This window comes from Rhizobium sp. P2_G2 (genome assembly GCF_056403555.1).
Genome location: NZ_JBFUFF010000019.1, coordinates 39,882 through 64,401, shown reverse-complemented (window position 1 = coordinate 64,401; position 24,520 = coordinate 39,882). Strand labels below are relative to the sequence as shown.

Here is a 24,520-nt window from a genome sequence, read left to right as displayed (position 1 = left end):
AATTCGCGGAAAATTTGAGATAACCGCATTTGAATTCAATTTTGCGTGGTTTTGATTCAAATCCGAGACGATCTTGTTAAGGAAGATGGCGGCGCCGGTCGAGGAGTCCATGGTGTTGACCCGCAAGGGGTCGCCACAATCGTTAAACTCACCCCAAAAGTTGCGAATTATTAAGCAATTACACCCCGTTAACCACGATCTCAAGAGTTCGGAAAACCTGTCTCTTTTCTGGACTTTTGGCCCTGGAACGACGGTTTCGACCGGTGTTTTTTAGCCTTTCCTTAAGCCGGCAATGCGATTTTCCGATGTGCTGAAATCAGGTTTCGGAATGAAGGCCGAGCGCATTGACACGATGGAATGACATGGCCGCAAAGGCGCTTGCCAAATGGACGGATGACCGCGGTCAAAGCGGTGCGCGTCGTCTGCCGGGCCGCGGCCAGACCAGGCTGATGCCGCTTCATGTCGCGCTCTCCGCCGCTGCAGCCTCTCTGTCGCTGGCAKCGATGATGTTCTCCGGCGTCGCCTTTCCGCTGGCTTTGCCGGCCGTTGCCGCCGTGTTTGCCACCATGCTGACGCTCTGCCTTGCCGCGCGCGAATTCGGCCTGACGCGCCACAGCCGCAGGCGCTCAGCGCCGGCTTGTCGCGCTGCCACGGGCCTCGAAACGCTCAATCTCGTGGCCGGCCTCGTCACCCGCCATGACGCGGCGGGCCTTCTGCTCTCCGCGCACGGCGCGGATCGCAAGGCGTTCGGCTTTTCCGTCGAACAGTTCGATTCGTCTGCCTATCTCGATGCGATCCATGTCGGCGGCCGCATCGCCTATCTGAGCGCCGTCGATGAATTGCGCCAGGGCGCCCGGCGGGCCACGGCCGAATTCCTGTTTGCCTTCGGCGTGGGCGAGGGAGCCTATCGCCCTGTTCGCGCCGAATTGGTTGCCGAGCCCTGCGATGGCGCCTTTGCCGGCTTCGTTGCCCATACGACCGACATTTCGGGCGAGGCGGCGCTCAAGAACGATGCGCAGGTCTGGCAGGTCGAGGCACGCTCGGCCAATGATGCGAAGACGCGTTTCCTCGCCGCCGTCAGCCATGAATTGCGCACGCCGCTTAACGCCATCCTCGGCTTCTCCGACATCCTGATCGGCGAATATTTCGGCAAGTTCGAGAACGAGCGGCAGAAGGAATATGTCACGTTGATCAACCAGTCGGGCCATCATCTGCTCGACGTGGTCAACAGCATGCTCGACATGTCGAAGATCGAAGCCGGTCGCTATGAACTGATCAAGGAGCCATTCCATATCGCCGAGGCGATCCGCGCCGTCGACGATATGCTGGCGCTGCAGGCCCGCGCCAAGGGCGTGGTGCTGACGACCCGTGTCGCCCGCGGCGTCGATGATGTCGTGGCCGACCGTCGCGCCGTCCAGCAAATCCTGATCAATCTGGCCAACAATGCCATCAAATTCACGGCCGAAGGCGGCGTGGTCGCGATCGACGCCAATTCGGACGGCCGCAATCTGATGCTCTGCGTCAGCGACACCGGGATCGGCATTCCTACGGAAAAGCTGGCGCTGATCGGCCGGCCATTCATGCAGGTGCAGAGCGATTATGCGCGCCAATACGAGGGCACCGGCCTCGGGCTTGCTCTCGTCAAGGGCCTGGTGGCACTGCATGGCGGCACATTTGACATCGCTAGCCAGGAAGGCGCCGGCACCATCATCACCGTCACCGTCCCGATGAACGGCGAGGGCGACGCCGGTGCAGAGACCTTCGAGTTTCCACCGCGGCTCAAAGAAAAGACCAACGACACCCTGACAGGAGAGAAGCGCCATGGCAGCTCAGCCCAAGCGAAAATCGCCTGACCGGAAACCCGCCGCCAAGGCGCCGGCCCGCAAAGGCCCATCGGTGGCGATGCGCGCTTTGCATTCGACGGCCGCTGGTATCGCCCGCTATCCCCGGATGATCGGCGGCACTGCCATTTTCGGCGTCGTCTTCTGCTTCGTCGCCGCCAATGCGCTCTGGTACCAGCCGCATCATCATCCCAACCCGATGCTTGCCACGCGCATGTTCGAGAGCCAGAAGAGCAAATCGGCGAGCAAGACGAGCGATGTCGCCCCTGAACCGGGTGTCACCGTCTTCCGCATCGAGCGACAGAAGGACATCGACGCCAAGGCCCAGGCCGAGAAAGAGGCAAAGCCCATGGCATCGCCGCTGGTCAGGCAGATCCAGCAGGCGCTCGCGCAGAAAGGTCTCTATGACGGTCCCGCCGATGGCATGACAGGTCCGAAGACCACGGCGGCGATTCTGTTCTTCCAGGAGACGGAAGGGCTCGACCAGACGGGCGAGGCGACGCCGGCGCTTCTCGCGAAGATCAAGGCCGGCAGCAAGAACAACGATGTCGCCGTCATCCCGGACGAACGCCCGTCCACGGATGAAGTAACGTCCAGCACCAAGGCGACCCCCGCCAAGGCCGACGGCGACGACGTCGCCGACCTGATCCGCTCCGCCGAACCCGACGCCAAGCCGGCAGCCAAGACAATCAAGGCATCGGTCAGCAAGGCGGACGCCGAGAGCATCTCGCCGGCCGCGATCATGCAGATCCAGCGGGCACTGACCAAATTCGCCTATGCCGACATCAAGGCCGACGGCGTGGTCGGCGAAGCGACGCGTTCGGCGATCCGCGCCTTCGAGAAGAGCTACAACATGCCCGTCACGGGCGAACCGTCCGAGCGTATCGTCAAGAAGCTGAAGTCGATCGGGGCGCTCTGACTTCGGTCGCCCAGCGGGAATCTCATTTCGGTTCCCAGACCTCCGATAAAGCTGACGCCATCCGAGACCTCGCAGCAAAGTCCGCGGCGACAGACGGATCATCAATCATCTCCTGTCGGCGATTTGTGCGCCCCTCTATCGGTCGGGCGTCGCCATACCTCCGAGAAGAATCAGCCCTCTTGTGCCCTCCAGCGCGAAGGCAAGCTTCACCGGATTGCTGTCCGTGAACGCACTCAAATCGGTCTTGACGGTCCGGCACACGCTGGCTTGCGAAATGTTGGGTAACGAAGGAAACTCAAAAAATGAAATGCCAGCAAAGAATTTCACAAAAATAGAATTTTTGGCTTCCGTGACTTCATCCGGAAATAATCCGGGATGACGGCCGAACACAACGTTAATTTCGGATAAAGGGCAAATTGCTGCAATTGAAACGAACGAGTTTCGCGACAAAATTCGAAATAAATTTGGGTTTCTGAATTTTCTTCCGAATAAAAATTGGGAACCCATCGTTAGATCAAGCAAATGAGCCGCACGTCAACCGCGGCCGGAGATAATGAAAGTCATGAGCTGCTGCCAGGCAGGTGCAAGCAGTCGATTGAACACGTGGAATACTTCATCCGCGGCGATGTCCTGACGCTCAGGCGTGTCGCGCTTGATGAACTCACGTTCCTGAATATCGAAATCAACAGCACCGGTCTGCCCAGAAGGAGGCGACGATGGCACACAAAATCACAACGGATCAATTCAACGGCTACGAGATCGACTCCAGCAATCAAAAATGGGTGCTCRAACCCGGCGTGAAAGTCTCCAACAATGTCGATTTCGCTTTTGTCGAAAGCGTCCTTTCGACCGGCAATACGATCGTGCTCGCGGGGCAGATCACGAATCCGTCCAATGTGGCGGTTGGACTAGAGGGCAGCAACACGACGCTGACCATTGCCGCCGGCGGTTTTCTCGACGGCGCCTTTGGCGGCTTGTCTTCGGATGGTGCCGGCCAGCAGATCACCAATGATGGCATTGTCCACGGCGGCTCCCAAGGGGTCTATTTTTCCGGCAAAGACTTCCATTTCGACAACAACGCGACTGTGTCGAGCGGTGACTACGCCATCGAAGTCCATGAAGCTGGCCACGGCCAGTTGGTCAATTCCAAGGGTGCGCAGATGTCGGGCGGGATCAGCGGCATCTTCCTGGAAACCCATGGGTCCCAGAAGACAGCCATCGTCAATGACGGCACGATCACCGGCGGCAATTTCTCGATCTACAGCGGCGGCGCAAGCGAACATGTTACCAATCACGGTCTGCTATATGGCGACGTGAGCTTGGGCCGCGGCAACGACATTCTCGATGGGCGAGGGGGCGCTATTGCCGGCATGATCGATCTCGGCGGTGGCGATGACCGCATCGATCTGCGCGAGCAAAGCGCATATCCCGCTGATGGCAACGGTCTGACCATATTCGGCGGCAAAGGCAACGACACTTACCTGGTCGACTCCTCCGACGTTCACGTCATCGAGGCAAAGAATGGCGGCACGCAAGACCAGGTCCGGTCAGCCACTTCCTACACGCTAGGTGCCTTTGTCGAGAAGCTGCAGCTGATCGGTAGCGCCGATCTGAACGGCAAAGGCAGTGACGGCTACAATGTGCTCGAGGGCAACAGTGGCAACAATCATCTGAATGGCATGGCTGGCGGCGACGATCTCGACGGCGGGCGTGGCAATGACGTGCTGACCGGCGGCGCCGACAGTGATCTGTTCATCTTCACCCAGCACGGCGGTCATGACCGTGTCACCGATTTTTCCAGCGGGGTCGACGCCATCGACCTCACGGATTTCGGTGTCGCCGATTTCGCCACCCTCAAGCAGGACCATATGCATGACGGCAAAGCCGGGTTGATGATCACCTTTGGAGCGGATCATCTGCTGCTGCAGGGCGTGCATATCGGCGATGTCGCCGCCGGCGATTTCCATCTTTGACAGGGGCCGTGGCTTCGCATAAGGCGAGGCCATGCGTGTCACGTCCGAGTTTTTCGTTTCCGCCTTGATCCGCCGGGTGTTCTCGTCCGGCGGCTTTGCCGCTGTCGAGCGCAAGGGCGCGACCGAGGCGGGCGCCATATTCATCCGCCTGCGTTCTCGCGACGGGCTGGAGCGACTCTATGCGCCCGCGCCGCAAACCGTCTTCGACGAGACCGACAGTGGCGAGCGGCGCTTCGAACTCCGTCTCGATCATGTGGACGCCGGCAAGGTCGAGGCGCTCCTCACCCGAGAGGCGAGATTCGATTCCGACCTCTGGGTGGTCGAGCTGGAAGCCGACGAGATCGGTGACCTGATCAGCCTCGTTGCCTGATTTCGGCCGCCGGTGCGGCTTCTGCCACGGCATGGTTAAGCAATAGTAAAAATGCATTGCTGCTGTTCGCCGTCGCTTGGCAATCCAGCTTGAAATGGGAGTGTATATTGAGCTTGCAGCGTTTAGGTTGTTTCAATTTGGAGCATGTAAAGCTTAATATCCACTAAGATAATCTCGGCCATTGCTTCTCGCTTCTGCATGTGAAAGCTTCCCGGCCTGTAGTTTTGCGTATTGGGAGGCGGTGTACCGCTGTCATGAAGAAGACCGTGCCGATCAATAAGAACCGGACGACGACGCTTGTCGCCGACCAGGCGGACGTTTCCTATGTCATCAACGCAAAGATCGAGACACCCGGGCTTGCCATCAATGCATCGCAAGCGCTGACGGGGCGGGAGATCCACATCAACGGCGTGGTCAAGGCCGCCAGCGATGTCGCTATCCTTATTGGTGACGGCACGCTTGCGGACAGTGATACCTATGTAAAGATCGAGCAAAACGGTTCCCTGACCAGCAGTGGCRAAGGACTGGTGGCGACCAGCGGCGGCGTGACGGTCACTGTCGTCGGAGCATTCACGTCTGACTTGATCGGCGTCACTCTCGCTATCGGTGACAATATATTCGAGAACGACGGCAAATTTACTGCGACCGAGGCTTCCGCGATCGTCAGCAGCGGCATCGGCGACAAAATTCACAATGCCGGCGACGGTACGCTGACTGCAGGGGATGATGCCATCGCCTCGACCGGCGACAACACGTCGATCACCAATGACGGTACCGCAACAATCACTGCGACCGCCGGGTCAGCGATCGTGGCTCGCGGCGCGGGCGACACGATCTACAATACGAGCGGCATCAGCGGCATCGACAATGCCATCGTCTCCTCAGGCGCCAACGCCAACATTACCAATGAGGGCAACGGCTCGATTTCCTCCAATGCCGGTCGCGGCATCTCGTCTTCGGGCGCCGGCGCCCATATCACCAACAACAACTCGATCAGCACCAAGCGCGATGGCATCTTCTCCTCCGGCTCCGATGCCGTGATTGCCAACACGTCTTCCATCGGCAGCTGGAACGCCGTGGGCATCCACTCGACCGGCAGTCATGCGACGATCACCAATTCGAGCAATCTGAACGGCGGCACCGTCGGTGTGCTTTCGACCGGTGATCGCGCCACGATCGCGAACTACGGCAATCTCAACGGCAACGATATTGGCGTCGAGATCGCCGGCAAACATAGTTCCCTTGTCACGACGGCATCGATCACCGGCGATACCGCCATCGCCATCTCCGGCAACGACGCGCATGTGACGATCAAGAACGAGATTTCCGGCGGCGGCGCGCACTCGGCGACGATCGACGTCACCGCATCAGGCGTAACGCATATCCGGAATTTCGGCGCGGTGAATTCGTCACTCTCCGGCATCGTCATGCAAGGCGGCAAGGGCAGCGAGCACATCGTCAATACCGGCTCGCTCAACGGCGATGTCAACCTTGGTGCTGGCAACGACGTGTTCAGTTCACTGACAGGTGCCGTCAGCGGCAAGGTCTCCGGTGGCAGCGGCAACGACACCTATATTACCGGCATCGATCTCGATATCCATGAGACGAAGCATAGCGGCACCGACACGGTCGAATCCAGATATAGCTACACGCTCGGCGCCAATCTTGAAAACCTGCTCCTGCTTGGCAAGGGCACGATGGACGCCACCGGCAACAATATTGCCAACCATATCGAGGGCAATGCCGGCAACAATCATCTGACCGGCGCCGGCGGCAACGATGTCTTCGTCTTCGAGACGGGCTGCCGGCAGGACATCATCACCGATTTCACCGACCACGCCGACCGGATCGACCTCAGCGGCTACCAGGGCATCGGTGATTTCTCGGATCTCAAGGGCAAGATCCATCAGGCCGGCGACGATGTTACGATCACGCTCAGCGGCAGCGACACGATCACGGTCGATCACATGCGCGTCTCGCATCTGTCGGCCGACGACTTCGTCTTCTGAGGGCTGAAAGCAAACGACCGGCCCACATTCGCGAGGGCCGGTCGTTCGGTAGGCACTTCAGTCATGCACTGCACTTATAAATAGGGGCACATCCACTTCCGCATTCCGGACATCGTGATCGCTACAGATTTCGCGCGGGTCGCTCCAGCCTGTTTGTCCCGGCCTTTGCCGGTAGCCTGGTCTTCTCGTCAACGAGTTACGCCGATCAGCATGTCGAGCATATTTATAGGCCCGGCAAACCCCGGTTGCATTGATTTGTCTCAAAATTGTCGGAAATTTCGGCCGGCTCGATCCTCGGACAAAAACGAGGTGCCGCCGTCTTTCAACGACAAGCTGCCGGCCGTGCTTGCCGCACCCGGTCACAAGGCCTCGCTATATCGAAATGCGCGGCCGGTTCCGCCGTCCGGCCGCGCATGGCAACCTGCCTGGATCACTTTAGAGGGTTCTGCTTCGGGCCGCCACTCCCGGCTCGCGCCGGAGCCGAAGCTGAAGGCCAAGGATCCTGGCTGTCGCGGAAGCGTGGTAGCAAGATTCGTCCGGCCGCAACTTGATATGCCGCAAATCTCGTTATTTTACTACGAAGACCGCAATGCGAGTGAAATCGCTCGGTTTTCGCGAACAGATCGCGGCGGCTCAGGCATCTGGTCCCCGCGGGGGATGGCCCTGGGCGACCCGCTCTTCGAAGACGAAGAGGCCGGCGTGCTTGTCGCACAGCCGGCCCTTGCCTCGTTCTGAATAAGGGGCGCAGCCGGTTCCGCCAACTGACTGCGCAAGACAGATGATCCATCGCCTGGGAGGAGTGGGCTTCGGGCCGCCACTCCGGAGGGGTAGTCCGGAGAACCGAAGCCTGAGCGATGTCTTCAATCAACTTGTCGAATATGGTTTTATGACGTATCGCGGCGGATGTATTTGACATGGCGCAAATACGACTCATCAGAGGTAGAAGAATTGTGTAACGGCTTGTAAAAGTTGGTGACGGGAGGATGACACGGCTGGCGCCAGCGATAACGCCATGTCCCTGTCTTATTTCAGTAACTTAATCGAAAACGAAGAGGCCGGCGTGCGCCCCTCGCACAGCCGGCTCTTGCCTCGTTCTGAATAAGGGCGCAGCCAGTTCCGCCAACCGGCTGCGCAAGACAGATGACCCATCGCTTGGGAGGAGAGGTAGGCTTCGGGCCGCCACTCCGGGGGGTAATCCGGAGAACCGAGGCCTTGAGCGACATCTTCGATCAACTTGTCGAATATGGTTCTATGAGGTGTCACGGCGAATGTATTTGATATGGCGCAAATATGACTCATCACAGGTAGAAGAATTTTGTAACAACTTGTAAAGGTTGGTGACGAGAAGGTGACGCGGCTCACGTCAGCCGCGAGGCTGCGTCTCCGTTTTATTTCAGAAGTTTAATCGAAAACGAAGAGGCCGGCGTGCTTGTCGCACAGCCGGCCCTTGCCTCGTTCTGAATAAGGGGCGCAGCCGGTTCCGCCAACCGGCTGCGCAAGACAGATGACCCATCGCCTGGGAGGAGAGGTAGGCTTCGGGCCGCCACTCCGGAGGGGTAGTCCGGAGAACCAAAGCCTTGAGCGACATCTTCGATCAACTTGTCGAATATGGTTTTATGACGTATCGCGGCGGAYGTATTTGACATGGCGCAAATACGACTCATCAGAGGTAGAAGAATTGTGTAACAGCTTGTAAAAGTTGGTAACGGACGCTGCCATCAACGCCGTCAGCTACGGTGCGATTTGCATGACAGCGATGGGAGCGGCGAGATCACGGCTTCTCGTGACTATGCCGATGTCATGGCCGGCGACTTCATCTTCACGGCCTGAATTATCCGGCGCCCTGTAGGGCGGTGCCAGGGCGCCGGCCGTCGATCCCCGTCCGGGAATCGTCTATTCCGCCGCCTGCGCCGCGCCTGCCGCGCGCCGGGCGGCTTCGATCATCACACCGCTGACGGTGCCATAGGCAGCCGTCCAGGCTGCGCGAATTTCGGGTGTGAACTGTTCGCCGAAGGCGAGCGACAGCGTCTGCAACAGTGCCGCGCCAACCGTCTCATAATGCTGGTCTTCGACCCCATAGGCGACATGCTTGGCGCCCAGGCTTTCGAGCACCGGCACGACCTTGGAGAGATCGCGCAGGCCGCCGACGACGAAGCCAAGCGCTGCCATCAGCTTGATCTGTTGATCCTTCATGTCGGCGTTGAGAAAGAGGCGCTGGAGCGACGGGTCGAGCGCGAAGAGCCGCTCGTAGAACAGCGCCGCGGCCGCTTCCCTCTTGCGTGCGACCTCAGCGAAAGTTGTCTCCAGAATTCTGATCGTCTGTTCGTTCATCATCGATATCCCATCGTCGTGATTGTCTGATGGGGTATTTGTGACAGGGCGGTGTTTCTGCAGGAGTTCTGACAGACGACTTTGTTGTTTCAATTGTTTCCGATGAAGTGCGATGGAATATAGCAAAAGAGGCCGCGACGACCCGGACCGCCAAGATCTTCAAGAATGGCCGCAGCCAGGCGGGGCGGCTGCCGGCCGGGTTTCGTGGGAGGTGCATGTCGTGCGTGTTTGGGGCGACATTCGTGCTGCCTGGAGAGAGACGGCTGGATGCTGCAGCCGCACGACATGCAGATTGCCGCACATGCGATTGCCCAAGGCATGGTGCTCGTTTCCAACGATCGGGCTTTCGAAGGGACTGACGGCCTCGAACTGGAAATTGGGCCGTCGCCTGGCCCTATCCCCTCAGCAACGCCTCCAACACCCCGCCGATGTCCTGTGGCGTGAACGGCTTCTCGATGACAGGACAGCCCGTCCGCGCAAGGAATCGTCCGGCCGATGGCCCGAGCGTGTCGCCGGTGACGAAGCCGATGCGGTGGATCAGCGCCGGGCGATGCGCTGACAGCCAGTCGTAGAGCGCCGGACCGTCTCCATCCGGCATGCGGATATCGCAAAGGATCGCCTCGACCGCTTCACCGTCTTCAGCAATCAGCGCCTGGGCGGCGCGCCCGCTCGGCGCGATCAGCGTTCGGTAGCCGTGGCCGGCAGCGATGTCGGCGACCAGTTCGGCGAGGTCGGGCTCATCGTCGACGATGAGCACTGTGGCCTGTCGCACCGCAGCTGGTGTCGTCGGCGACACCGCTTCTTCGATCGGCGCTTCCGCCGTGTCGCGACCGGCTATGGGCAGGCGGATGACGAATTCGGCGCCGCTCTTCGGCTGCGGCCGGGCAAGCTCCAGGGTACCAGCATGCGCCTCGATCAAGCCACGCGACACGGCGAGCCCAATGCCGGTGCCGTGGTCCTGCGGCTTGGTGGTGAAGAATGGGTCGAAGATGCGGTTGCGGATCGTCGCCGGAATGCCGGGGCCGTTGTCGCGCACGGTAATGACGATCGTGTTCGTCTGGGTGTCATGAACGGCTTTGAGGATGACGCGACGCTCTGCTCCGCCTTTCTCCTCCAGCGCCTGCCGGGCATTGACGATCAGGTTGACCAGGACTTGATGCAGGAGATCGGCGTCGGCGAAGGTTTCGGGCAGTGTCGGATCGACTTCGGCCGAGAGTGTCACATCGCTGGTCTTAAGGCTGTAGGCGAGCAGTTCGACCGCATCGCGGATGACCGCCGGAAGGGAGACATAGTTGCGTTCGGCCTTGCGCTGACGGGCCATTGCGAGGAAGGTCTTGACGATGCGGGCGCAGCGGTTGGCAGCGTTTTCGATCCTCAGTGCCCGTTCAGCAAGATCCTGGGCGGCGGGCAGTGTGGCCGCCTCGTGGCTCACTTTCTGTCTCAACATCATCGCCTGGCCGAGCACGATGGACAGCGGATTGTTGAGCTCATGCGCCACGCCGGAGAGCAGTGAGCCCAAGGCGGCCAGCTTTTCCTTCTGGTAGAGCGCCTCGCGCTGCCGTTCGATCTCGAATTGCGCCGTCTTGGCCGGCGTGAGGTCGCGGATATGGGCGGTGAAGAAGCGCTTCGATCCGGTGCTGACATCGGCAAGCGCCAGCTCCACCGGGATCAACTGGCCATTCTTGGCAATCGCTTCCATTTCGACGCGCCGGCCGATGACACTGGTTCGGCCGCTGGCGAGATAGCGCGCGAGCCCTGCATGGTGGGCGGCGCGATAGGCCTCGGGAATGATCAACGACGCGATTTCACGGCCGATCGCCTCGTTCCGGCTGTGACCGAACAGCTTTTCCGCTGCCGGATTGAAATCGACCACCGAGCCCTCGCCGTCGATGATGATAATGCAGTCGAGTGAAGTGTCGACCACGGCCTTATGCAGCGCGTCGCTCTCGGCCTGCCGGAGTGACTGTTCGGCACGTTCCTGTTCGTGCAGTTTGAGCTCGGTCAGATCGCGGGAGATGGCGATGATTCCGCCCACCTCGGCCGCGCCCGCCGGACGATAGGGTGTGATGGATTCCTGCACATAGCGCCGGCCGAAGGCGCCGTAGTCGGCCCAACCCTCCCAGCGAACAGCCTCGCCGGCAAACAGCCGCTCGGTGAGTGGCGCGTAGGCGGCGAGGACATCCTCGCCGAGCACCTCGCCCACGGTGCTGCCGATCACGGACCCGCTGGCCCTTCCGACAAAGTCGAGGAATTCCTGGTTCACCAACTGATAGGTGAGATGGGTGTCGATGAGCACGGCGCGGCCCGGTACGCTGTCGAACACGGCGGTCAGGAGTGCCAGGTCGGTGAGGCCAAGCCCGGGACCAACCGTTTTCGAAGTGCCGATTTCGTTGATGTCGAGCGTGCCGTTCATGTCGCCTTGCTTGCCGGTGAATAGAGATAGCCCGCGCCGCGCACGGTCTTGATCGTCTGCGGCTTGGAAGGATCTGCCTCGACCTTCTTTCTCAGCCGCGTGACGCGGATGTCGATCGAGCGGTCGAACGGATCGTCGTTCTTGCGATGAGCGAGGTCGAGCAGCCGGTCGCGCGACAGCACGCGATAGGGATTGTCCAGGAAGACCTCGATCAAGTCGAATTCCATCGTCGTCACCGGCTCCTCGCGGCCGTCTTCAGTCAGTAGCCGCCGGCCGTCGCGGTCGACGAGCAGCCTGCCGAACGGCACGAGCGGTGCACGCTCGGCCACAGGAGCTCCTGTCGGCAAGGGCGGTGCGGCCGGCTTGGCGCTCGGCTGCAGCGGCTGACGGCGGCGCAACACGGCGCGGATACGGGCTTTCAGTTCGCGCAGGTCGAAAGGTTTTGTGACATAGTCGTCGGCGCCGACTTCGAGCCCTACCACTTTGTCGATCACATCGTCGGCGGCGGTCAGCATGATCAGCGGAATCGCGGTGCGGGCTCTGATCCTTCGGGCGATCGAAAAGCCGTCTTCCTCCGGCATGTTGACATCGAGCAGGATGAGGTCGGCGGCTTTTTCCGCAAGCATCGTATCGAGTGCCCGGCCGCCGGATGCGGCGCGCGCGGCAAAGCCCTGGCCGGCCAGATATTCGGCCACCAGATCACGCAGATGCTCCTCGTCGTCGACGACGATGATATTGGCCTTCTCACCCTGTTCCGCCACAGAATCTCTCCTGGTTGCGGCGCCCCGACACTGCCTTACAGCATTTGTGAGACGCGCCCTATCCTTATCTTCGCCAGGATGACGGATTGTGGTGGGTGTCTATTTTTGTAACACGGCCGCTGAAACAATTGAAACAAAAATCGAGCGATGCAGCCCGCGCGTCAAAACGTGTTTTTCGCAAGTAGCACGGCCAGCGAAAGGCGAAAAGCGTGGATTACAAGACAATCGACAGTTCCAATACCGGGTTCATGACCACGGAAGCCGGCGATACCTGGACTTTGAATGCCGTCGACAAGATCACTTCGATCAACACCGGCATCGTCCAGAGCTATGATGACACCGTCCTGCGGATCAACGGTTCGGTTTCGGGGATGCTGCTCGGCATCGACAACGAGGGCGACAACAGCCAGATCTGGATTGGCGCCAAGGGCGAGGTGAGTTCCTACGGCAACGGCATCGCCCTTTATGGCAACAACCCTGCGCTGATCAACAAAGGCGAGATCTCCTCCGGCGGCAAGTATGCGGTAGTGACCGGCAACGGCACTGACACGATTAAGAACTACGGCTACATTTTCGGCGACAACACTGACGGGGATATCGCTTTCCTGGGCACAGGCGGCGGCATCGCCCACGGTGGCTTTGAAAACTGGGGCTTCGTCAGCGGCGCGCACGGGCTCCTGCTGATGGACTCCGATGCCACCATCTATAACTACGCCCACGGCCTGATCAAGACGACGTATGCAGCGATAACGGTCAACAACGCCGCCGGCGTTTCCGATCTTTTCAATAATGCCGGTGAGATATCGGGTGGTACGGCATTCCTCGGCGGTGACGGCAACGAGAATATCGTCAATTCCGGCAAAATCACGGGCGACATCTACACGTATGACGGTGAGGACAGCCTGCTGTTGAAAGCCGGTTCGAGTATTGACAGCAATGTCGACCTCGGCGGCAGCAGCGATATCCTCGACCTCCGCCACGGCGCATTCGGCAAGTCAAGCTTGACCGGCGGCGCCGACAACGACTTCTACAGGGTCGCCAAGGATGACATCGATATTTTCGAAGGCAAGGGCGGCGGCACCGATACGGTCAAATCGAGCGTCGACTTCCATCTCGGCGCGAATTTTGAAGATCTCCACCTCGCCGGACATGGAGACATCGATGGCGTGGGCAATGCCGCCGACAACCGGCTCTACGGCGACAAGGGCGACAACCATCTATCCGGTGGCAAGGGTGACGACACGCTCAACGGTGTGGGCGGCAAGGATCTGCTGACCGGTGGCGCCGGCGCCGACACCTTCTTGTTTGGCAAGGCGTATGGCCATGACACGATCACCGACTTTCAGTCGGGCGAGGATCACATCAATCTGCATGGTATCGGAGGCATCAGTTCCTTTGCCGAGGTTCAATCGCATGCCAGCCAGGATGGCGCTGACGTGGTGCTCGATCTTGGCGGCGGCGACGTGCTGACGATCGCCCATACCGACCTCGCCGATCTGAAAATTGGTGATTTTCTTTTCTGACCTAACCAGCCGGATCGATGGAACGATCCTGCCTACCCCCGCTTTCCGCAAGGAGAATCCCAATGAATACAGTGAAAGTGCATAGCCAGAACAAGACCTATGACGCCTCCGCGGGCGACACGACCTATGTCATGGATGCGGGCGTGACGATTTCGAGCAAGGGCGGCCAAGTCGACTTCGATGCGTCTTCCGGCGCCAACAACCGCGTGGTCACGCTTGCCGGTTCGCTCTCGGGAGCCAATAGCGGCCTTGTCCTGGGCAACACCGCGCAATACGTCACCGGCTCGGCGATCACGGTCGCAAAGACCGGCCTGGTCGAGGCGTCCTCCAACGGCATCGTTGCCTACATGACCGAAGGCAAGATCAACGTGCATGGCACGGTCTCCGGCGGCATGGTTGGTCTGGCCTATCTCGGAACGGACGGCAAGGTCATGAATGACGGAACGATCCACAGTTCCTATTATGCCACCTATTTCCAAGGCGATGACATCACCTTCACGAATGCCGGCGCGGTCAACGGCAAGCACGGCGGCGTCACTTTCAACACACAGTCTGGCGAGCACGGCACGCTTCAAAACACCGGCTCGATCATCTCCAATCAGATCGCCGTCTTTGGCGGCGAGGGTAGCGAGAAGATCGTCAATGGCGGCACAATCACGGGTGTCGTGCAGTTGAACGGCGGCAACGACCTCTATGACGGGCGTCAGGGCACCGCCAGTGACGTCGTCGACGGCGGTACAGGCAGGGACCGGCTGATCGGCGGCGCCCAGAGCGATGTGCTGGCCGGTGGCGCCGACCATGATCGGCTGACCGGCCATGGCGGCCGCGATCTGTTCGTCTTCAAGGTCAGTGATGGGGCCGACACGATCACGGACTTCAAACACCAACAGCACGACCAGATCGAACTCGATGGCCTTTCGAATGCCGGCACATTCGCCGATCTCGCCGCCCTTATGCATCAGGATGGCAAGGACACGGTGATCGACTTTGGTGGCGGTGATGTGCTGACACTGCACAATGTCGAGGCCGATCACCTGGCAAAGGGCGACTTCTTTTTCGGATAAGAAATCGAGATACGGCCATGGCCTGCCTTTGCAGGCCGGTACCCCTCCCGAGTTTTCTTCGACGGTTTGGCTTCAGCGGAAAAACTGAAACAATTGAAACGCTTGAAACGCTTTTGCGAAGTTCATCCGAAACGTCAAAGAAGCAGGATGGCATTATTGGAAGGAAGCGGTGTTGGATCTTTCCAACGTCGATTTCCAAAGAGTTCGGCAGCCCCTCGTTGGTTCCAACTGCCGATATCGGGATGGCGTGATCCCGAACAAACCCCGGCGGGACGAGCCTCCCCGCCGGGGTCTTTGCATGGTCGTTTGCGAATTTTTCGCGCGATTGCCACGTGGTTACCCGGCCGGGAGGCTGGGTCCGGCTACGGCTTGACGCCGCAAAGCATTTCCCGCTTGCCGGCAAAACCCGGCCGGCGCTCCACGTCAAAGCCTGCGGCAACGAGATTGCGCCTGACGAAACCGGCTGCGGCATAAGTGGCAAACGAGCCTCCCTGCCGCGTGTGGTCGAAGACGGCCTGCATCAATTCCCCCGACCACATATCGCCATTGCGTGATGGCGCAAAGCCGTCGAGATACCAGGCGTCGAACGCCTCCGCACTTGCTGTTACATTGGCGGGCGCCGGCCCGCAGACGACGGTCAGGCGGACATCCTCAGCCATATCGAGATCGACGATGCCGTGTGGAAGATCCGGCCAGTGTGCGGTCAGAGCCTGTCGCTCCGCCTCGATCTCCGGCCAGCGCCCGAGCGCTCTGGCGATCGCCTCACGCGGCATGGGATGGAGTTCGAAGGAGACGAAATGCAGCCGGGAAGCGTCCCCGTGATGTTGCTTCCACACCCGCCAGGTCTCGCAGAAATTCAAACCTGTGCCGAAGCCGAGTTCGCCGATCCGGAACAGCCCGCCCTCCGCCCAGCGCTCCGGCAGGCCGTTGCCGGCGAGGAAGACATGGCCGCATTCGGCGCGCCCATCTTCGCGGCAATAAAAATGGTCGCCAAACGCCGTCGAATAGGGCATATCGCCATCGATCCATTCGAGGTTCAGCGTGCCCGGATTTTCAGTTTCCTTGTCCATGACGTCAGGCGATAGAGGCCTTTGCAGGCGCGGTCAATTGGTGGCCGGATGTCACTCAGGACGATCAGTCAGAGACAGGTCTCATCATTGCGCCACCTGGACCATCCATGCCTGACCTGACCGACATCCTCGTGATCGGCGGTGGCGTCATGGGCCTCTGGAGCGCGGTGAAAGCGGCCGATGCCGGCCTCACCGTAGCCCTCGTCGAGGCGGGCCGTATCGGCGGCGGTGCAAGCGGCGGGCTGATGGGCGCCATGTTTCCCTGGATGCCCGATCGCTGGGACGACAAGAAGCGGTTCCAATATGAGGCACTCACCACGCTGCCTGAGGAACTCTTACGGCTCGAACAGGAGACGGGCCTGAGCGCCGGCTTTCGCCGCAGCGGCCGGATCATTCCACTGCCCAAGCCGCATCTCAGGACGATCGCTTTGCGCCATCAGGTCGACGCGCTCGCCAATTGGCATCAGGGCGACCACCGCTTCTTCTGGCATGTCGTCGATACGCCTCCGGTCGAAGACCATATCGCCGCGGAATTCGCCGCCGCCGGCTATGTGCATGACACGCTGGCCGCGCGGCTTGCCCCCCGAGATCTGATCGCCCTCCTCAGGGCGTGGCTGTCCAGTCGGCCGAATGTGACGCTTCTGGAGAACACGGCCGTGGGGCGCCTCGATCCGATATCCGGCCGGGCGACGCTCGCTTGCGGGAGGGAGATCCGTTTTGACTATGTTCTTGTCGCAGCCGGGGCGGAAAGCTTTCCGATTCTCGAAAGCCTGATGCCGCAGTTGCCCAAGCCGCTGGGACAGGGGGTCAAAGGGCAGGCTGCACTGCTCGGCGCCGACCTCGATCCGAACCTGCCTGTCGCCTTTCTCGATGGCCTTTATGTCGTGCCGCATGAGGATGGCCGCGTTGCCATAGGCTCGACGAGCGAGAACCACTACGCCGATCCCGTGTCGACCGACGATCAGCTCGACGACATCGTGGTGCGGGCGAGGGCGCTGGTGCCGGCACTGCGCGATGCCCCGGTGATCGAACGCTGGGCGGGCCTTCGCCCCAAGGCGATCGGCCGCGACCCGATGATCGGTCCCGTACCGGGCCGGCCGAACGTTATCGCACTGACCGGCGGCTTCAAGATCTCGTTTGGCATGGCGCATAAGCTGGCCGCTGCGGCCCTCGATTACGCCCTCGGCAGGACACCCGCTGGTCTCCCGGCAAACTTCACGCTTGCTGGCCAGATCGAGCGGGAGATCGATGTACCGTCGAAGACTTTTCGGCCGTAACAATCACCACGATGTGCAAACAAAAAACGGATGAAGCGGAGCGATCCGCTTCATCCGCCAGTTGACCTTCGGTCGAGGCAGGCAGTCCGGTTGGCCCTGGGGTTCGGCAAAGGTAGAGAGATGTGCCGAGGGCTGCCGGATCTAGTATCTTTTCCGGGCTGACTGCACCTGCCCGGGAAATCAAGCGCCGACCGAAGTCATGTCAAAAGGATCAGGAGGCCTTCTTGGCCGGCGCCTTGGCAGCCGGCTTCTTCATCGCGTGCTTCACGTGCTTCTTCGGGCAGGGCTTCTTGTCCTTGGTCATGCAGGCGGCAGCCGGCTTCTTGGCCATCGTGGAAGCGTCGGCGGCCGGAGCCATGGCGACGGTGGACGCGAGAGCGAGCGAGAGCGCGACTGCGAGAGCGGAGAAGGTTTTCATGACTTTTTCCTTGCGTTGGGTTGTTGCTCTGAGGGAAAGACCGGCTGGCTACCCATGATCTTAAGCGCTTTTGCATAGGCTCTGAGCCCTTGGGCGCTCTTGCCCTTGGAACACAGCGACTGTGCCTTCTCGGCGAGGTCGTCGACGGATCTGGGAACAGGGGTCTTTGACTTATGCACGAGACCCGACAATTGCTTGTCGAGGATCATGCACCGCTTTTGCCCGATCGTTCCTGCGATCCCTGACGACGCGAAGAGGCACAAGACCAGGGCAATTCCGGTGACCTTACCGAACTTTGTGCCGACCACTGACATGGTTCCCGATCCGTTTGGCTCATCGCCCAGGAGCCGTTTTAATGGAAAATTGTCTCTTGCCGATTGCGCATTTTCAGAAATTTATTGCCGATTTGTTGCGAGATATGACAAAAACTTCCCGCGATGCAGCATGTCTTTCAAAAGTGGTCCCGGGTATCGGGATGATGATCTGCGCGGAAACAAAGAGACAAAAGCGCGTCCCGTCAATCCATAAATATGCGATGCCATAAATATGCGATGCGCTTCAGGCGGGATCATTAGGACGTGACTTCAAACGAAAACGGATGAAGCGGAGCGATCCGCTTCATCCGCCAGTCGACCATCGGTCGGGCAGGAAGTCCGGCTGGCCCTGGGGGTCGGCAAGGGTAGAGATGTGCCGAGGGCCGCCGGATCTCAAATCTTTCCCGGGCTAAACTGCACCTGCCCGGGAAAACGAGCTCCGACCGAAGTCATATCAAAGGAGCTTAGGAAGCCTTCTTGGCAACCGGCTTCTTGGCAGCCGGCTTCTTCTTGGCGTGATGCTTCTTCTTCACGACCGGCTTCTTGGCGGTCGTCGCGGCCGGCTTGGCAGCAGTGGTGGTGGTGGCGGCTTCAGCGACCGGAGCCATGGCAACGGCAGAGCCGAGAGCGAGCGAGACGGCGAGAGCGAGAGCAGAAATAGACTTCATGACTTGTTCCTTGCGTTGGTTTGTTGTTCAGAGGGAAAGACCGGTTGGCTACCCATGATCTTAAGCGCTTTGGCATAGGCCCTGAGCCCTTGGGCGGTTTTGCCCTTGGAGCACAGAGACTGCGCCTTTTCGGCGAGGTCGCTGACAGATCTGGGGACCGGGTTTTTGGCCTTGTGCACGAGACCCGACAATTGCTTGTCGAGGATCATGCACCGCTTTTGCCCGATCGTTCCCGCGATGCTGGACGACGCGACGAGGAACGAAATCAAAGCAGCGCCGATGACTTTGCCGAATTGTGTGCCGACGACTGACATGCGATCCTGATTCCGTTTGGCTCATCGCCCGGCAACTTTTCTAATCAGCGATTGTCTCGCCCCGATTGCCGGTTTTCGGAAATTTATTGCCGGTTTGTTGCACGATGTGTCAAACATTAGTCGTTGAAAATAAACGTGTTTCCAGTTTGCCACAGATGGGAAGAAACGGACGAGGCAAGACGAGCGCTCGTCCGTTTTTTGCTTGATGTAAGTGCCGAATCAAATCAGGCGCGCCTCTCAAGGTCATGCTCGCTGGCGAGTCTGGACTGGTGCCGAAGGGCAGCGACGAAAAAGCGGACAAAGCAGGCTTGCCTCCCTCATCCGCTTGGCTTCATATCTCCTCTCGTCAAACGGCGGGGAGAAATCAGTTCTGCAAGATCGTGCTTAAGCCTTCTTGGCGGTCAGCACGCTGCCCGTGGCCGCTGCGGTCTTCTTGGTGACGATCACCTTCTTCTTCACGACGTGGTGCTTCTTGACCACCACAACATGCTTCTTGACGACATGGTGCTTCTTCACCACGACGACATGCTTCCTGGCGACGTGATGCTTTACCACGACGACATGGTGCGGCTTGGCGGCATGGACATGCACGACGACGTGATGCGGCTTGACTGCGTGACGGTGCACGACGACGACATGGCGATGATGGACGACACGATGATGCCGGACTACATGATGATGCTTCTTGATCACCTTTTTCTTGACCACGACCGTGGTGGTGGTCGCCGGCTTCACGGTGGTGGTGGCGGCTTCGGCGACCGGGGCCATAGCGAGGGCCGTGCCGACGGCGAGCGATGCGGCGAGTGCGAGAGCAGAGAGGGTCTTCATGGCATGTTCCTTAGGGAGTGAGGTTGATCATAACGGAAGTGCGGCTCGGCTGCCCACCAGCGTCAGCGCCTTGGCGTAGGCGCGCAGCCCCTGGGCGGTCTTGCCCCGGGAGCAGAGACCTCGCGCCTTTTCGGCGAGTTCGCTGACGGTGAACGGAGTGGTCGTGTCGGCAGTGCGTGTGACACCCGACAATTGCCGGTCGAGGATCAGGCATCGCGTCTGGCCGATTGTGCCTGCCGTGCTGGAAGATGCGGCGAGCAGGGTGGCCAGGACGATGCCGATCGATGGGATTGAATATTTTCCGACGGTTGACATCTGTTCCGGGTTCCTTGGCTCATCGCCCGACAACCGTTTTAGAGCGATGTTGTCTCAGGCCGATTTCGGGTTTTCAGAATTTTGTTGCACTGATATTTCCATTTGTAACCGGCTGACGGGCTATGGAATCGCTGGCCAGTGTCGAAACGCTTGCATTTGCCGGCTCAGTCAGTTTACTTCGCCAAAAACACGGATTGAGATTATGTCGGGTGCATCCCCCAGACTGCTGATCGTCGACGACGACCAGGAGATCTGTTCGTTGATCACGCTCTATTTCCAGAAGCACGGCTTCGAAGTCATCACTGCGTACTCTGCGGCGCAGATGCATCGCGAACTCGCCCGCGAAGAGATCGACCTGGTGCTGCTGGATATCATGCTGCCTGATGCGAGCGGGCTCGATCTTTGCCGCATGATCCGCCAGACCACTGCCATTCCGGTGATCATGCTCACAGCCGTCAGCGACCTCGCCGACCGCGTCGCGGGCCTGGAAATCGGCGCCGATGACTATGTGGCAAAGCCTTTCGAGCCACGCGAACTTCTGGCGCGCGTGCGCGCGGTGATCCGCAGGCACCAGCAGGCCCAGCCCACGGAGGCGCAGCGCGCGGCCGAGACTTATAAGCTCGACGGCTGGACGCTCGATGTCGACCGCCGCCGCTTCGCTAGCCCCGACGACGTGCTGATCAGTCTTACCTATGCCGAATTCGAGCTGCTCACCATTCTCGTGCGCAATGCCAATCGGCCGCTATCGCGCGCCCACATCCTCGAACTGGTCTCCGGCATCGGCTCCGATGTCTATGACCGCAGCGTCGACGTGCTCGTCAGCCGCCTGAGGAAGAAGCTGGAAAACGCCAATTGCTCGCTCAACATCGCCAGCATCCGCAATGTCGGCTATGCACTGCAGGCGCCGGTCGAACGTCGTTGACGCGATCGGCGGCGTTGAGGGCATAAGCCGACACATTTGCAGAACGGACAAGACATGGGTAACCCCGCGCGCTTCCTGCCCCGATCCTTTGCCGCCTGGGCACTGATCATCGTTGTTGCCGCGGTCATCGCACTCGAAGTCGTCACCCTGCTGATCGCCACCTATTCGGTCGAGGACAATCTGCGCACGGCCGATCTCTTCCGCCTCGCCGAGCGGATTTCCGGCGTTGCACGCGCCGTCTCCAGCCAGCCGACCGACAAGCGCCGTGAACTGATCGGCGGCTTCCAGTCCGCCTTTCTGGCGGTGACCATCGACGATGCTCCGGCCGTCGCCAACATCATCGCCGATGACGACGAGATGGCCGAGCTTGAGGACATCCTCACCGCCAAGCTCGCCACCAACGGCGTCACCGATCTTCGCATCGCCGAATATGACAACAACAAGCTGTCGCAGGGACAGGGCCTGGTGCTGCACGGTGAAAGCGGCGATGAGGGCATCGAAGCCGATCTCGCCCGCGAGGCGCAAAGTTTTGGCGCGTCAGGCTATTTCACTGCGTCGATGAAGATGGCCGACGCCGACTGGATCAATTTCATCATCCGCAAGTCGCCGCGTACGACGCCGCTGACCACGGACAACCTTTATATCTATGCGCTGGTCGCCGCGGTGCCGCTGATCATCTGCTTCTGGGCGGTGCGCCAGCTCGTCTGGCCCTACAGGCGCCTCGAACGGGCAGTACGGCAACTGGGTGAGGACTTGCATGCGCCGCCGATCCTCGAACGCGGCGACTACGAAGTCCGCTCGGTCATCCGCGCCATCAACGCCATGCAGGGGCGGCTGAAAGACTATATTTCAGAGCGTGAGCACTTGGCCGCAGCCCTTGCCCACGATCTTAGGACGCCGCTCACCCGCATGAAAATCCGCCTGGAACTGGCCAAAAGCGAGCCGGTGCAGCTCCTGCAATCGGATATCCGCGAGATCGAGCATATCGTCAATTCGGTCCTCGAATTTTCCCGCGCCGAAAGTGCGACGGCGCCCCGTGACAAGGTCGATCTCGCCTCGCTCGTCCTGGACATCTGCGACAATTATCCCGAAGCGACATTCACCGCGCAGCCCGCCGGACGCATGCGCGCGGTCGTCCGGGCCAACACCACCTTCCTCAACCGCGCCGTCACCAACCTGGTGGAAAACGCCATTCGCCACGCCGGTGTTGCCCGCGTCTCGATCGCCTCGGCTGATGGCTGGGTGAAAATCACTGTCGATGACGACGGCAGGGGTATCCCGCCGCAGGAACTCGAAAACGTCGTCAAGCCGTTCTACCGGGTGGAATCCTCCCGCAACAAGGACACCGGCGGCACCGGCCTCGGCCTCGCCATCACCGATAGCGTCGCCCGCAGCCACGGCGGCCAGTTGGAACTGGCCAACCGGCCGGAAGGGGGATTGCGGGCGGAAATTACGCTGCCGCTGGCGGAAGGGTGAGGGGGCGCCTGCTTCAAAACTGGAAGTCAGACGCATTGAGATCCTTCACTGTAATCCCCTCGAGGAAGATGTTGTTATGGCCGAACCAGACTACGAGATAGCCGTCATATTGAACGGTGTGATGCATCATCAGATCGCTGAAGTTTCTCACTGATTTGACGGCCGAAAGATCAATGACATCGTGAGAGGGGCCTTTGGCGGTGAAATCATCGATCCCCGTTTGCCCGCGTATCTCTGTGAAGACGAAGGTATCTTTGCCTTCGCCGCCGTCCATGCCGTCAGTGCCAGCAGTGCCGATCAGCACGTCGTCACCGCTGCCACCGGAGAGGAGATCATCTGACGCTCCCCCCATCAGCCAATCATCACCGCTGCCGCCCAAGGCAGTATTGTATTCCGGAAACCCGCTATCGAGATGTTTGCCCAATATGACAGTATCATTGCCGTTGCTGGCATCGACGAACCAGAGGCCGTTCGAAGCGCTGAGATCGATGTGATCGGTGGCCACGGAGCCATGCAGTGTCGCCGTGCTGGACAGATCGTCTTTCACCTTCTTCCAAGTGAAATCACCACCGTGCGAAAAATTTATCTCATGACCGGCGGCATCATGCACTCCGGCGAATGAGTCCAGTAGTTTAGGATCGATGGTCAAAGTTCCCTGGAGATATAGCTGCTCGACGCTGTTGATCTTCGAATCTGAAGCAACGTCGCCGCTGGCATAGAGACGGTCTTCGCCTGTGCCGCCGTTGAGCGACCAACGTCCGTGTACGCCATAGAAATTCTCGACGAAACTGTCATCGCCCGCGCCGCCCTCGGCAGTACCTTTGCCTGCGCCTAGAGTGATCACATCATTGCCGTCGTCGCCATAGAACCGGTCGTGTCCGGCCTCGGTGACCACCAGTCGGTCATTGCCCTCACCGCCGTGAATCGTATTGCTGCCGTGGTTGTCGAACAGGTAATCATTGCCACCTGCGCCGTTGACGATATCGTCACCAGCCCCGCCCGTGATCGAGTCGTTTGCCGACCCGCCAGTAAGTGTGTCGTTTCCGGCCTGCCCGCTGAGGTAGTCCCCGCGTTGCGAGCCGACCATCACGTCATCACCTCCTCCGCCGGAAATRGTGAACCGTGTGGCTGTATTTGAGACGTCGAAGTGATCGTCGAAAGCGGTGCCGACCAGGTCTATGTGGCTGCCGGCAAAATTGACGTCGTCGATCGTGGCTGGACGCTTAAACGAAAGGATGCTGAGGCTGACTATCGAATCGAATTGCGTCAGGTCCAGATCGCCGATCTTCGCGTTGTTGGCGATATAGAGCTTTTCGATGCCGGTGATGGCAAGGCCGTCGGATGCCAGAACCTTGCCGACCGCCTTCAGCGTGTCTTCTCCATCGCCTCCGTCGATCACGTCCTTGCCGTACTCGTAGGTAATGAGGTCGTCGCCGGCTCCGCCGCTCAACGTGTCGTTTCCAACCGAGTCCGTGATGTCATCATTGCCATCTTCGCCGAAAAGCTGGGCGCCATAAACCTTGGATATCGTTATCTTCCCGTTATAGTCCCCCCAAAGCGTATCGCTGCCACCGCCCGCGTCGATCACGTTGTATATTAACCTGTCACCGCCGGACGATTCTCCGACTTCGACACTGAGTCGGTTCTTGTGGTTGTTACCTTGAACGACCAGGCCCGTTATATCGGTCATGTCGGTATTTGCCCTTCTTCACTT

The 24,520-nt window shown here is 59.9% G+C and carries 24 protein-coding genes; 11 read left to right on the top strand and 13 right to left on the bottom strand.

The features are described 5' to 3' along the window. The first annotated feature begins 362 nt into the window (after positions 1-362). The gene (locus tag AC1D06_RS16260; protein ID WP_477987016.1) at positions 363-1,853 is read left to right on the top strand and encodes a sensor histidine kinase; all 1,491 of its coding nucleotides are present in this window, start codon (positions 363-365) and stop codon (positions 1,851-1,853) included. Next, on the top strand, positions 1,822-2,760 hold the full coding sequence (locus AC1D06_RS16255; protein ID WP_477987015.1) for a peptidoglycan-binding domain-containing protein: 939 nt from the start codon (positions 1,822-1,824) through the stop codon (positions 2,758-2,760). The genes AC1D06_RS16260 and AC1D06_RS16255 overlap by 32 nt, the downstream gene beginning before the upstream one ends. Before the next feature lie 135 nt (positions 2,761-2,895). Here the strand turns inward: AC1D06_RS16255 and AC1D06_RS16250 are convergent, their stop codons facing one another. Continuing rightward, positions 2,896-3,267, bottom strand: coding sequence for a hypothetical protein (locus AC1D06_RS16250; RefSeq protein WP_477987014.1), 372 nt, complete (start codon positions 3,265-3,267; stop codon positions 2,896-2,898). 27 nt (positions 3,268-3,294) lie between these two features. Continuing rightward, positions 3,295-3,483: a hypothetical protein gene (locus AC1D06_RS16245; RefSeq protein WP_477987013.1), complete on the bottom strand. Its 189-nt coding sequence runs from the start codon at positions 3,481-3,483 to the stop codon at positions 3,295-3,297. Here AC1D06_RS16245 and AC1D06_RS16240 point away from each other — a divergent pair. The 4 genes from AC1D06_RS16240 (at position 3,477) to AC1D06_RS16225 (ending at position 7,847) form a co-directional block, all read left to right on the top strand. Further along, positions 3,477-4,733, top strand: a complete 1,257-nt coding sequence (locus tag AC1D06_RS16240; RefSeq protein ID WP_477987012.1) for a hypothetical protein — start codon at positions 3,477-3,479, stop codon at positions 4,731-4,733. The genes AC1D06_RS16245 and AC1D06_RS16240 overlap by 7 nt on opposite strands. Positions 4,734-4,764: 31 nt before the next feature. Beyond that, a complete protein-coding gene (locus AC1D06_RS16235; protein ID WP_477987011.1) occupies positions 4,765-5,103 on the top strand; it encodes a DUF1491 family protein in 339 nt (112 codons plus the stop codon). A 254-nt stretch (positions 5,104-5,357) separates the two neighbouring features. After that, entirely contained in the window at positions 5,358-7,112 is a 1,755-nt protein-coding gene (locus AC1D06_RS16230; protein ID WP_477987010.1) for a beta strand repeat-containing protein, read from the top strand. Positions 7,113-7,421: 309 nt separating this feature from the next. Continuing rightward, on the top strand, positions 7,422-7,847 hold the full coding sequence (locus tag AC1D06_RS16225) for a hypothetical protein (protein WP_477874281.1): 426 nt from the start codon (positions 7,422-7,424) through the stop codon (positions 7,845-7,847). A 1,158-nt stretch (positions 7,848-9,005) separates the two neighbouring features. Here the strand turns inward: AC1D06_RS16225 and AC1D06_RS16220 are convergent. From AC1D06_RS16220 to AC1D06_RS16210, 3 genes are all read right to left on the bottom strand, one after another. After that, positions 9,006-9,443 carry a globin family protein gene (locus tag AC1D06_RS16220; RefSeq protein ID WP_477874283.1) on the bottom strand — a complete coding sequence of 146 codons (438 nt, stop codon included), beginning with the start codon at positions 9,441-9,443 and terminating at the stop codon, positions 9,006-9,008. A gap of 394 nt (positions 9,444-9,837) precedes the next feature. Further along, on the bottom strand, positions 9,838-11,856 hold the full coding sequence (locus AC1D06_RS16215) for a PAS domain-containing sensor histidine kinase (protein ID WP_477987009.1): 2,019 nt from the start codon (positions 11,854-11,856) through the stop codon (positions 9,838-9,840). Beyond that, positions 11,853-12,617, bottom strand: coding sequence for a response regulator (locus AC1D06_RS16210; RefSeq protein WP_477874287.1), 765 nt, complete (start codon positions 12,615-12,617; stop codon positions 11,853-11,855). The genes AC1D06_RS16215 and AC1D06_RS16210 overlap by 4 nt, the downstream gene beginning before the upstream one ends. Before the next feature lie 209 nt (positions 12,618-12,826). Between AC1D06_RS16210 and AC1D06_RS16205 the strand changes: the two genes are divergently transcribed. Together AC1D06_RS16205 and AC1D06_RS16200 are read left to right on the top strand one after the other, a co-directional pair. Then, entirely contained in the window at positions 12,827-14,140 is a 1,314-nt protein-coding gene (locus tag AC1D06_RS16205) for a calcium-binding protein (protein WP_477874289.1), read from the top strand. A 62-nt stretch (positions 14,141-14,202) separates the two neighbouring features. Next, positions 14,203-15,204, top strand: coding sequence for a calcium-binding protein (locus AC1D06_RS16200; RefSeq protein ID WP_477874291.1), 1,002 nt, complete (start codon positions 14,203-14,205; stop codon positions 15,202-15,204). A gap of 362 nt (positions 15,205-15,566) precedes the next feature. Here AC1D06_RS16200 and mnmC2 read toward each other — a convergent pair whose 3' ends face one another. Next, entirely contained in the window at positions 15,567-16,274 is a 708-nt protein-coding gene (gene mnmC2, locus AC1D06_RS16195) for a tRNA (5-methylaminomethyl-2-thiouridine)(34)-methyltransferase MnmC2 (protein ID WP_477987007.1), read from the bottom strand. A 107-nt stretch (positions 16,275-16,381) separates the two neighbouring features. Between mnmC2 and AC1D06_RS16190 the strand changes: the two genes are divergently transcribed. Next, a complete protein-coding gene (locus AC1D06_RS16190) occupies positions 16,382-17,551 on the top strand; it encodes an NAD(P)/FAD-dependent oxidoreductase (protein WP_477874295.1) in 1,170 nt (389 codons plus the stop codon). A 211-nt stretch (positions 17,552-17,762) separates the two neighbouring features. Here AC1D06_RS16190 and AC1D06_RS16185 read toward each other — a convergent pair whose 3' ends face one another. From AC1D06_RS16185 to AC1D06_RS16160, 6 genes are all read right to left on the bottom strand, one after another. Then, positions 17,763-17,969 carry a hypothetical protein gene (locus AC1D06_RS16185; protein ID WP_477874297.1) on the bottom strand — a complete coding sequence of 69 codons (207 nt, stop codon included), beginning with the start codon at positions 17,967-17,969 and terminating at the stop codon, positions 17,763-17,765. Further along, on the bottom strand, positions 17,966-18,283 hold the full coding sequence (locus AC1D06_RS16180; RefSeq protein ID WP_477874299.1) for a hypothetical protein: 318 nt from the start codon (positions 18,281-18,283) through the stop codon (positions 17,966-17,968). The genes AC1D06_RS16185 and AC1D06_RS16180 overlap by 4 nt, the downstream gene beginning before the upstream one ends. Positions 18,284-18,747: 464 nt before the next feature. Continuing rightward, a complete protein-coding gene (locus AC1D06_RS16175; protein ID WP_477874301.1) occupies positions 18,748-18,951 on the bottom strand; it encodes a hypothetical protein in 204 nt (67 codons plus the stop codon). After that, entirely contained in the window at positions 18,948-19,265 is a 318-nt protein-coding gene (locus AC1D06_RS16170; protein WP_477874303.1) for a hypothetical protein, read from the bottom strand. The genes AC1D06_RS16175 and AC1D06_RS16170 overlap by 4 nt, the downstream gene beginning before the upstream one ends. Positions 19,266-19,649: 384 nt before the next feature. Further along, on the bottom strand, positions 19,650-20,093 hold the full coding sequence (locus AC1D06_RS16165; RefSeq protein WP_477987005.1) for a hypothetical protein: 444 nt from the start codon (positions 20,091-20,093) through the stop codon (positions 19,650-19,652). Between the two features lie 27 nt (positions 20,094-20,120). Continuing rightward, positions 20,121-20,408: a hypothetical protein gene (locus AC1D06_RS16160; protein WP_477987004.1), complete on the bottom strand. Its 288-nt coding sequence runs from the start codon at positions 20,406-20,408 to the stop codon at positions 20,121-20,123. A gap of 202 nt (positions 20,409-20,610) precedes the next feature. Between AC1D06_RS16160 and AC1D06_RS16155 the strand changes: the two genes are divergently transcribed. Beyond that, positions 20,611-21,330: a response regulator transcription factor gene (locus tag AC1D06_RS16155; RefSeq protein ID WP_477874309.1), complete on the top strand. Its 720-nt coding sequence runs from the start codon at positions 20,611-20,613 to the stop codon at positions 21,328-21,330. A 54-nt stretch (positions 21,331-21,384) separates the two neighbouring features. Further along, complete coding sequence (locus tag AC1D06_RS16150; RefSeq protein ID WP_477987003.1) at positions 21,385-22,806, top strand: sensor histidine kinase; 1,422 nt, start codon at positions 21,385-21,387, stop codon at positions 22,804-22,806. Positions 22,807-22,819: 13 nt separating this feature from the next. Here the strand turns inward: AC1D06_RS16150 and AC1D06_RS16145 are convergent, their stop codons facing one another. Then, positions 22,820-24,496 carry a calcium-binding protein gene (locus AC1D06_RS16145; protein ID WP_477987002.1) on the bottom strand — a complete coding sequence of 559 codons (1,677 nt, stop codon included), beginning with the start codon at positions 24,494-24,496 and terminating at the stop codon, positions 22,820-22,822. Positions 24,497-24,520: the final 24 nt, after the last annotated feature.

Coding starts and splice junctions, on each gene's coding strand:
- AC1D06_RS16255 (WP_477987015.1), top strand. CDS start 1,822: ATGGCAGCTCAGCCCAAGCGAAAATCGCCTGACCGGAAACCCGCCGCC.
- AC1D06_RS16250 (WP_477987014.1), bottom strand. CDS start 3,267: ATGGGTTCCCAATTTTTATTCGGAAGAAAATTCAGAAACCCAAATTTA.
- AC1D06_RS16235 (WP_477987011.1), top strand. CDS start 4,765: ATGCGTGTCACGTCCGAGTTTTTCGTTTCCGCCTTGATCCGCCGGGTG.
- AC1D06_RS16220 (WP_477874283.1), bottom strand. CDS start 9,443: ATGAACGAACAGACGATCAGAATTCTGGAGACAACTTTCGCTGAGGTC.
- AC1D06_RS16215 (WP_477987009.1), bottom strand. CDS start 11,856: ATGAACGGCACGCTCGACATCAACGAAATCGGCACTTCGAAAACGGTT.
- AC1D06_RS16200 (WP_477874291.1), top strand. CDS start 14,203: ATGAATACAGTGAAAGTGCATAGCCAGAACAAGACCTATGACGCCTCC.
- mnmC2 (WP_477987007.1), bottom strand. CDS start 16,274: ATGGACAAGGAAACTGAAAATCCGGGCACGCTGAACCTCGAATGGATC.
- AC1D06_RS16190 (WP_477874295.1), top strand. CDS start 16,382: ATGCCTGACCTGACCGACATCCTCGTGATCGGCGGTGGCGTCATGGGC.
- AC1D06_RS16185 (WP_477874297.1), bottom strand. CDS start 17,969: ATGAAAACCTTCTCCGCTCTCGCAGTCGCGCTCTCGCTCGCTCTCGCG.
- AC1D06_RS16180 (WP_477874299.1), bottom strand. CDS start 18,283: ATGTCAGTGGTCGGCACAAAGTTCGGTAAGGTCACCGGAATTGCCCTG.
- AC1D06_RS16175 (WP_477874301.1), bottom strand. CDS start 18,951: ATGAAGTCTATTTCTGCTCTCGCTCTCGCCGTCTCGCTCGCTCTCGGC.
- AC1D06_RS16170 (WP_477874303.1), bottom strand. CDS start 19,265: ATGTCAGTCGTCGGCACACAATTCGGCAAAGTCATCGGCGCTGCTTTG.
- AC1D06_RS16165 (WP_477987005.1), bottom strand. CDS start 20,093: ATGAAGACCCTCTCTGCTCTCGCACTCGCCGCATCGCTCGCCGTCGGC.
- AC1D06_RS16160 (WP_477987004.1), bottom strand. CDS start 20,408: ATGTCAACCGTCGGAAAATATTCAATCCCATCGATCGGCATCGTCCTG.
- AC1D06_RS16155 (WP_477874309.1), top strand. CDS start 20,611: ATGTCGGGTGCATCCCCCAGACTGCTGATCGTCGACGACGACCAGGAG.
- AC1D06_RS16150 (WP_477987003.1), top strand. CDS start 21,385: ATGGGTAACCCCGCGCGCTTCCTGCCCCGATCCTTTGCCGCCTGGGCA.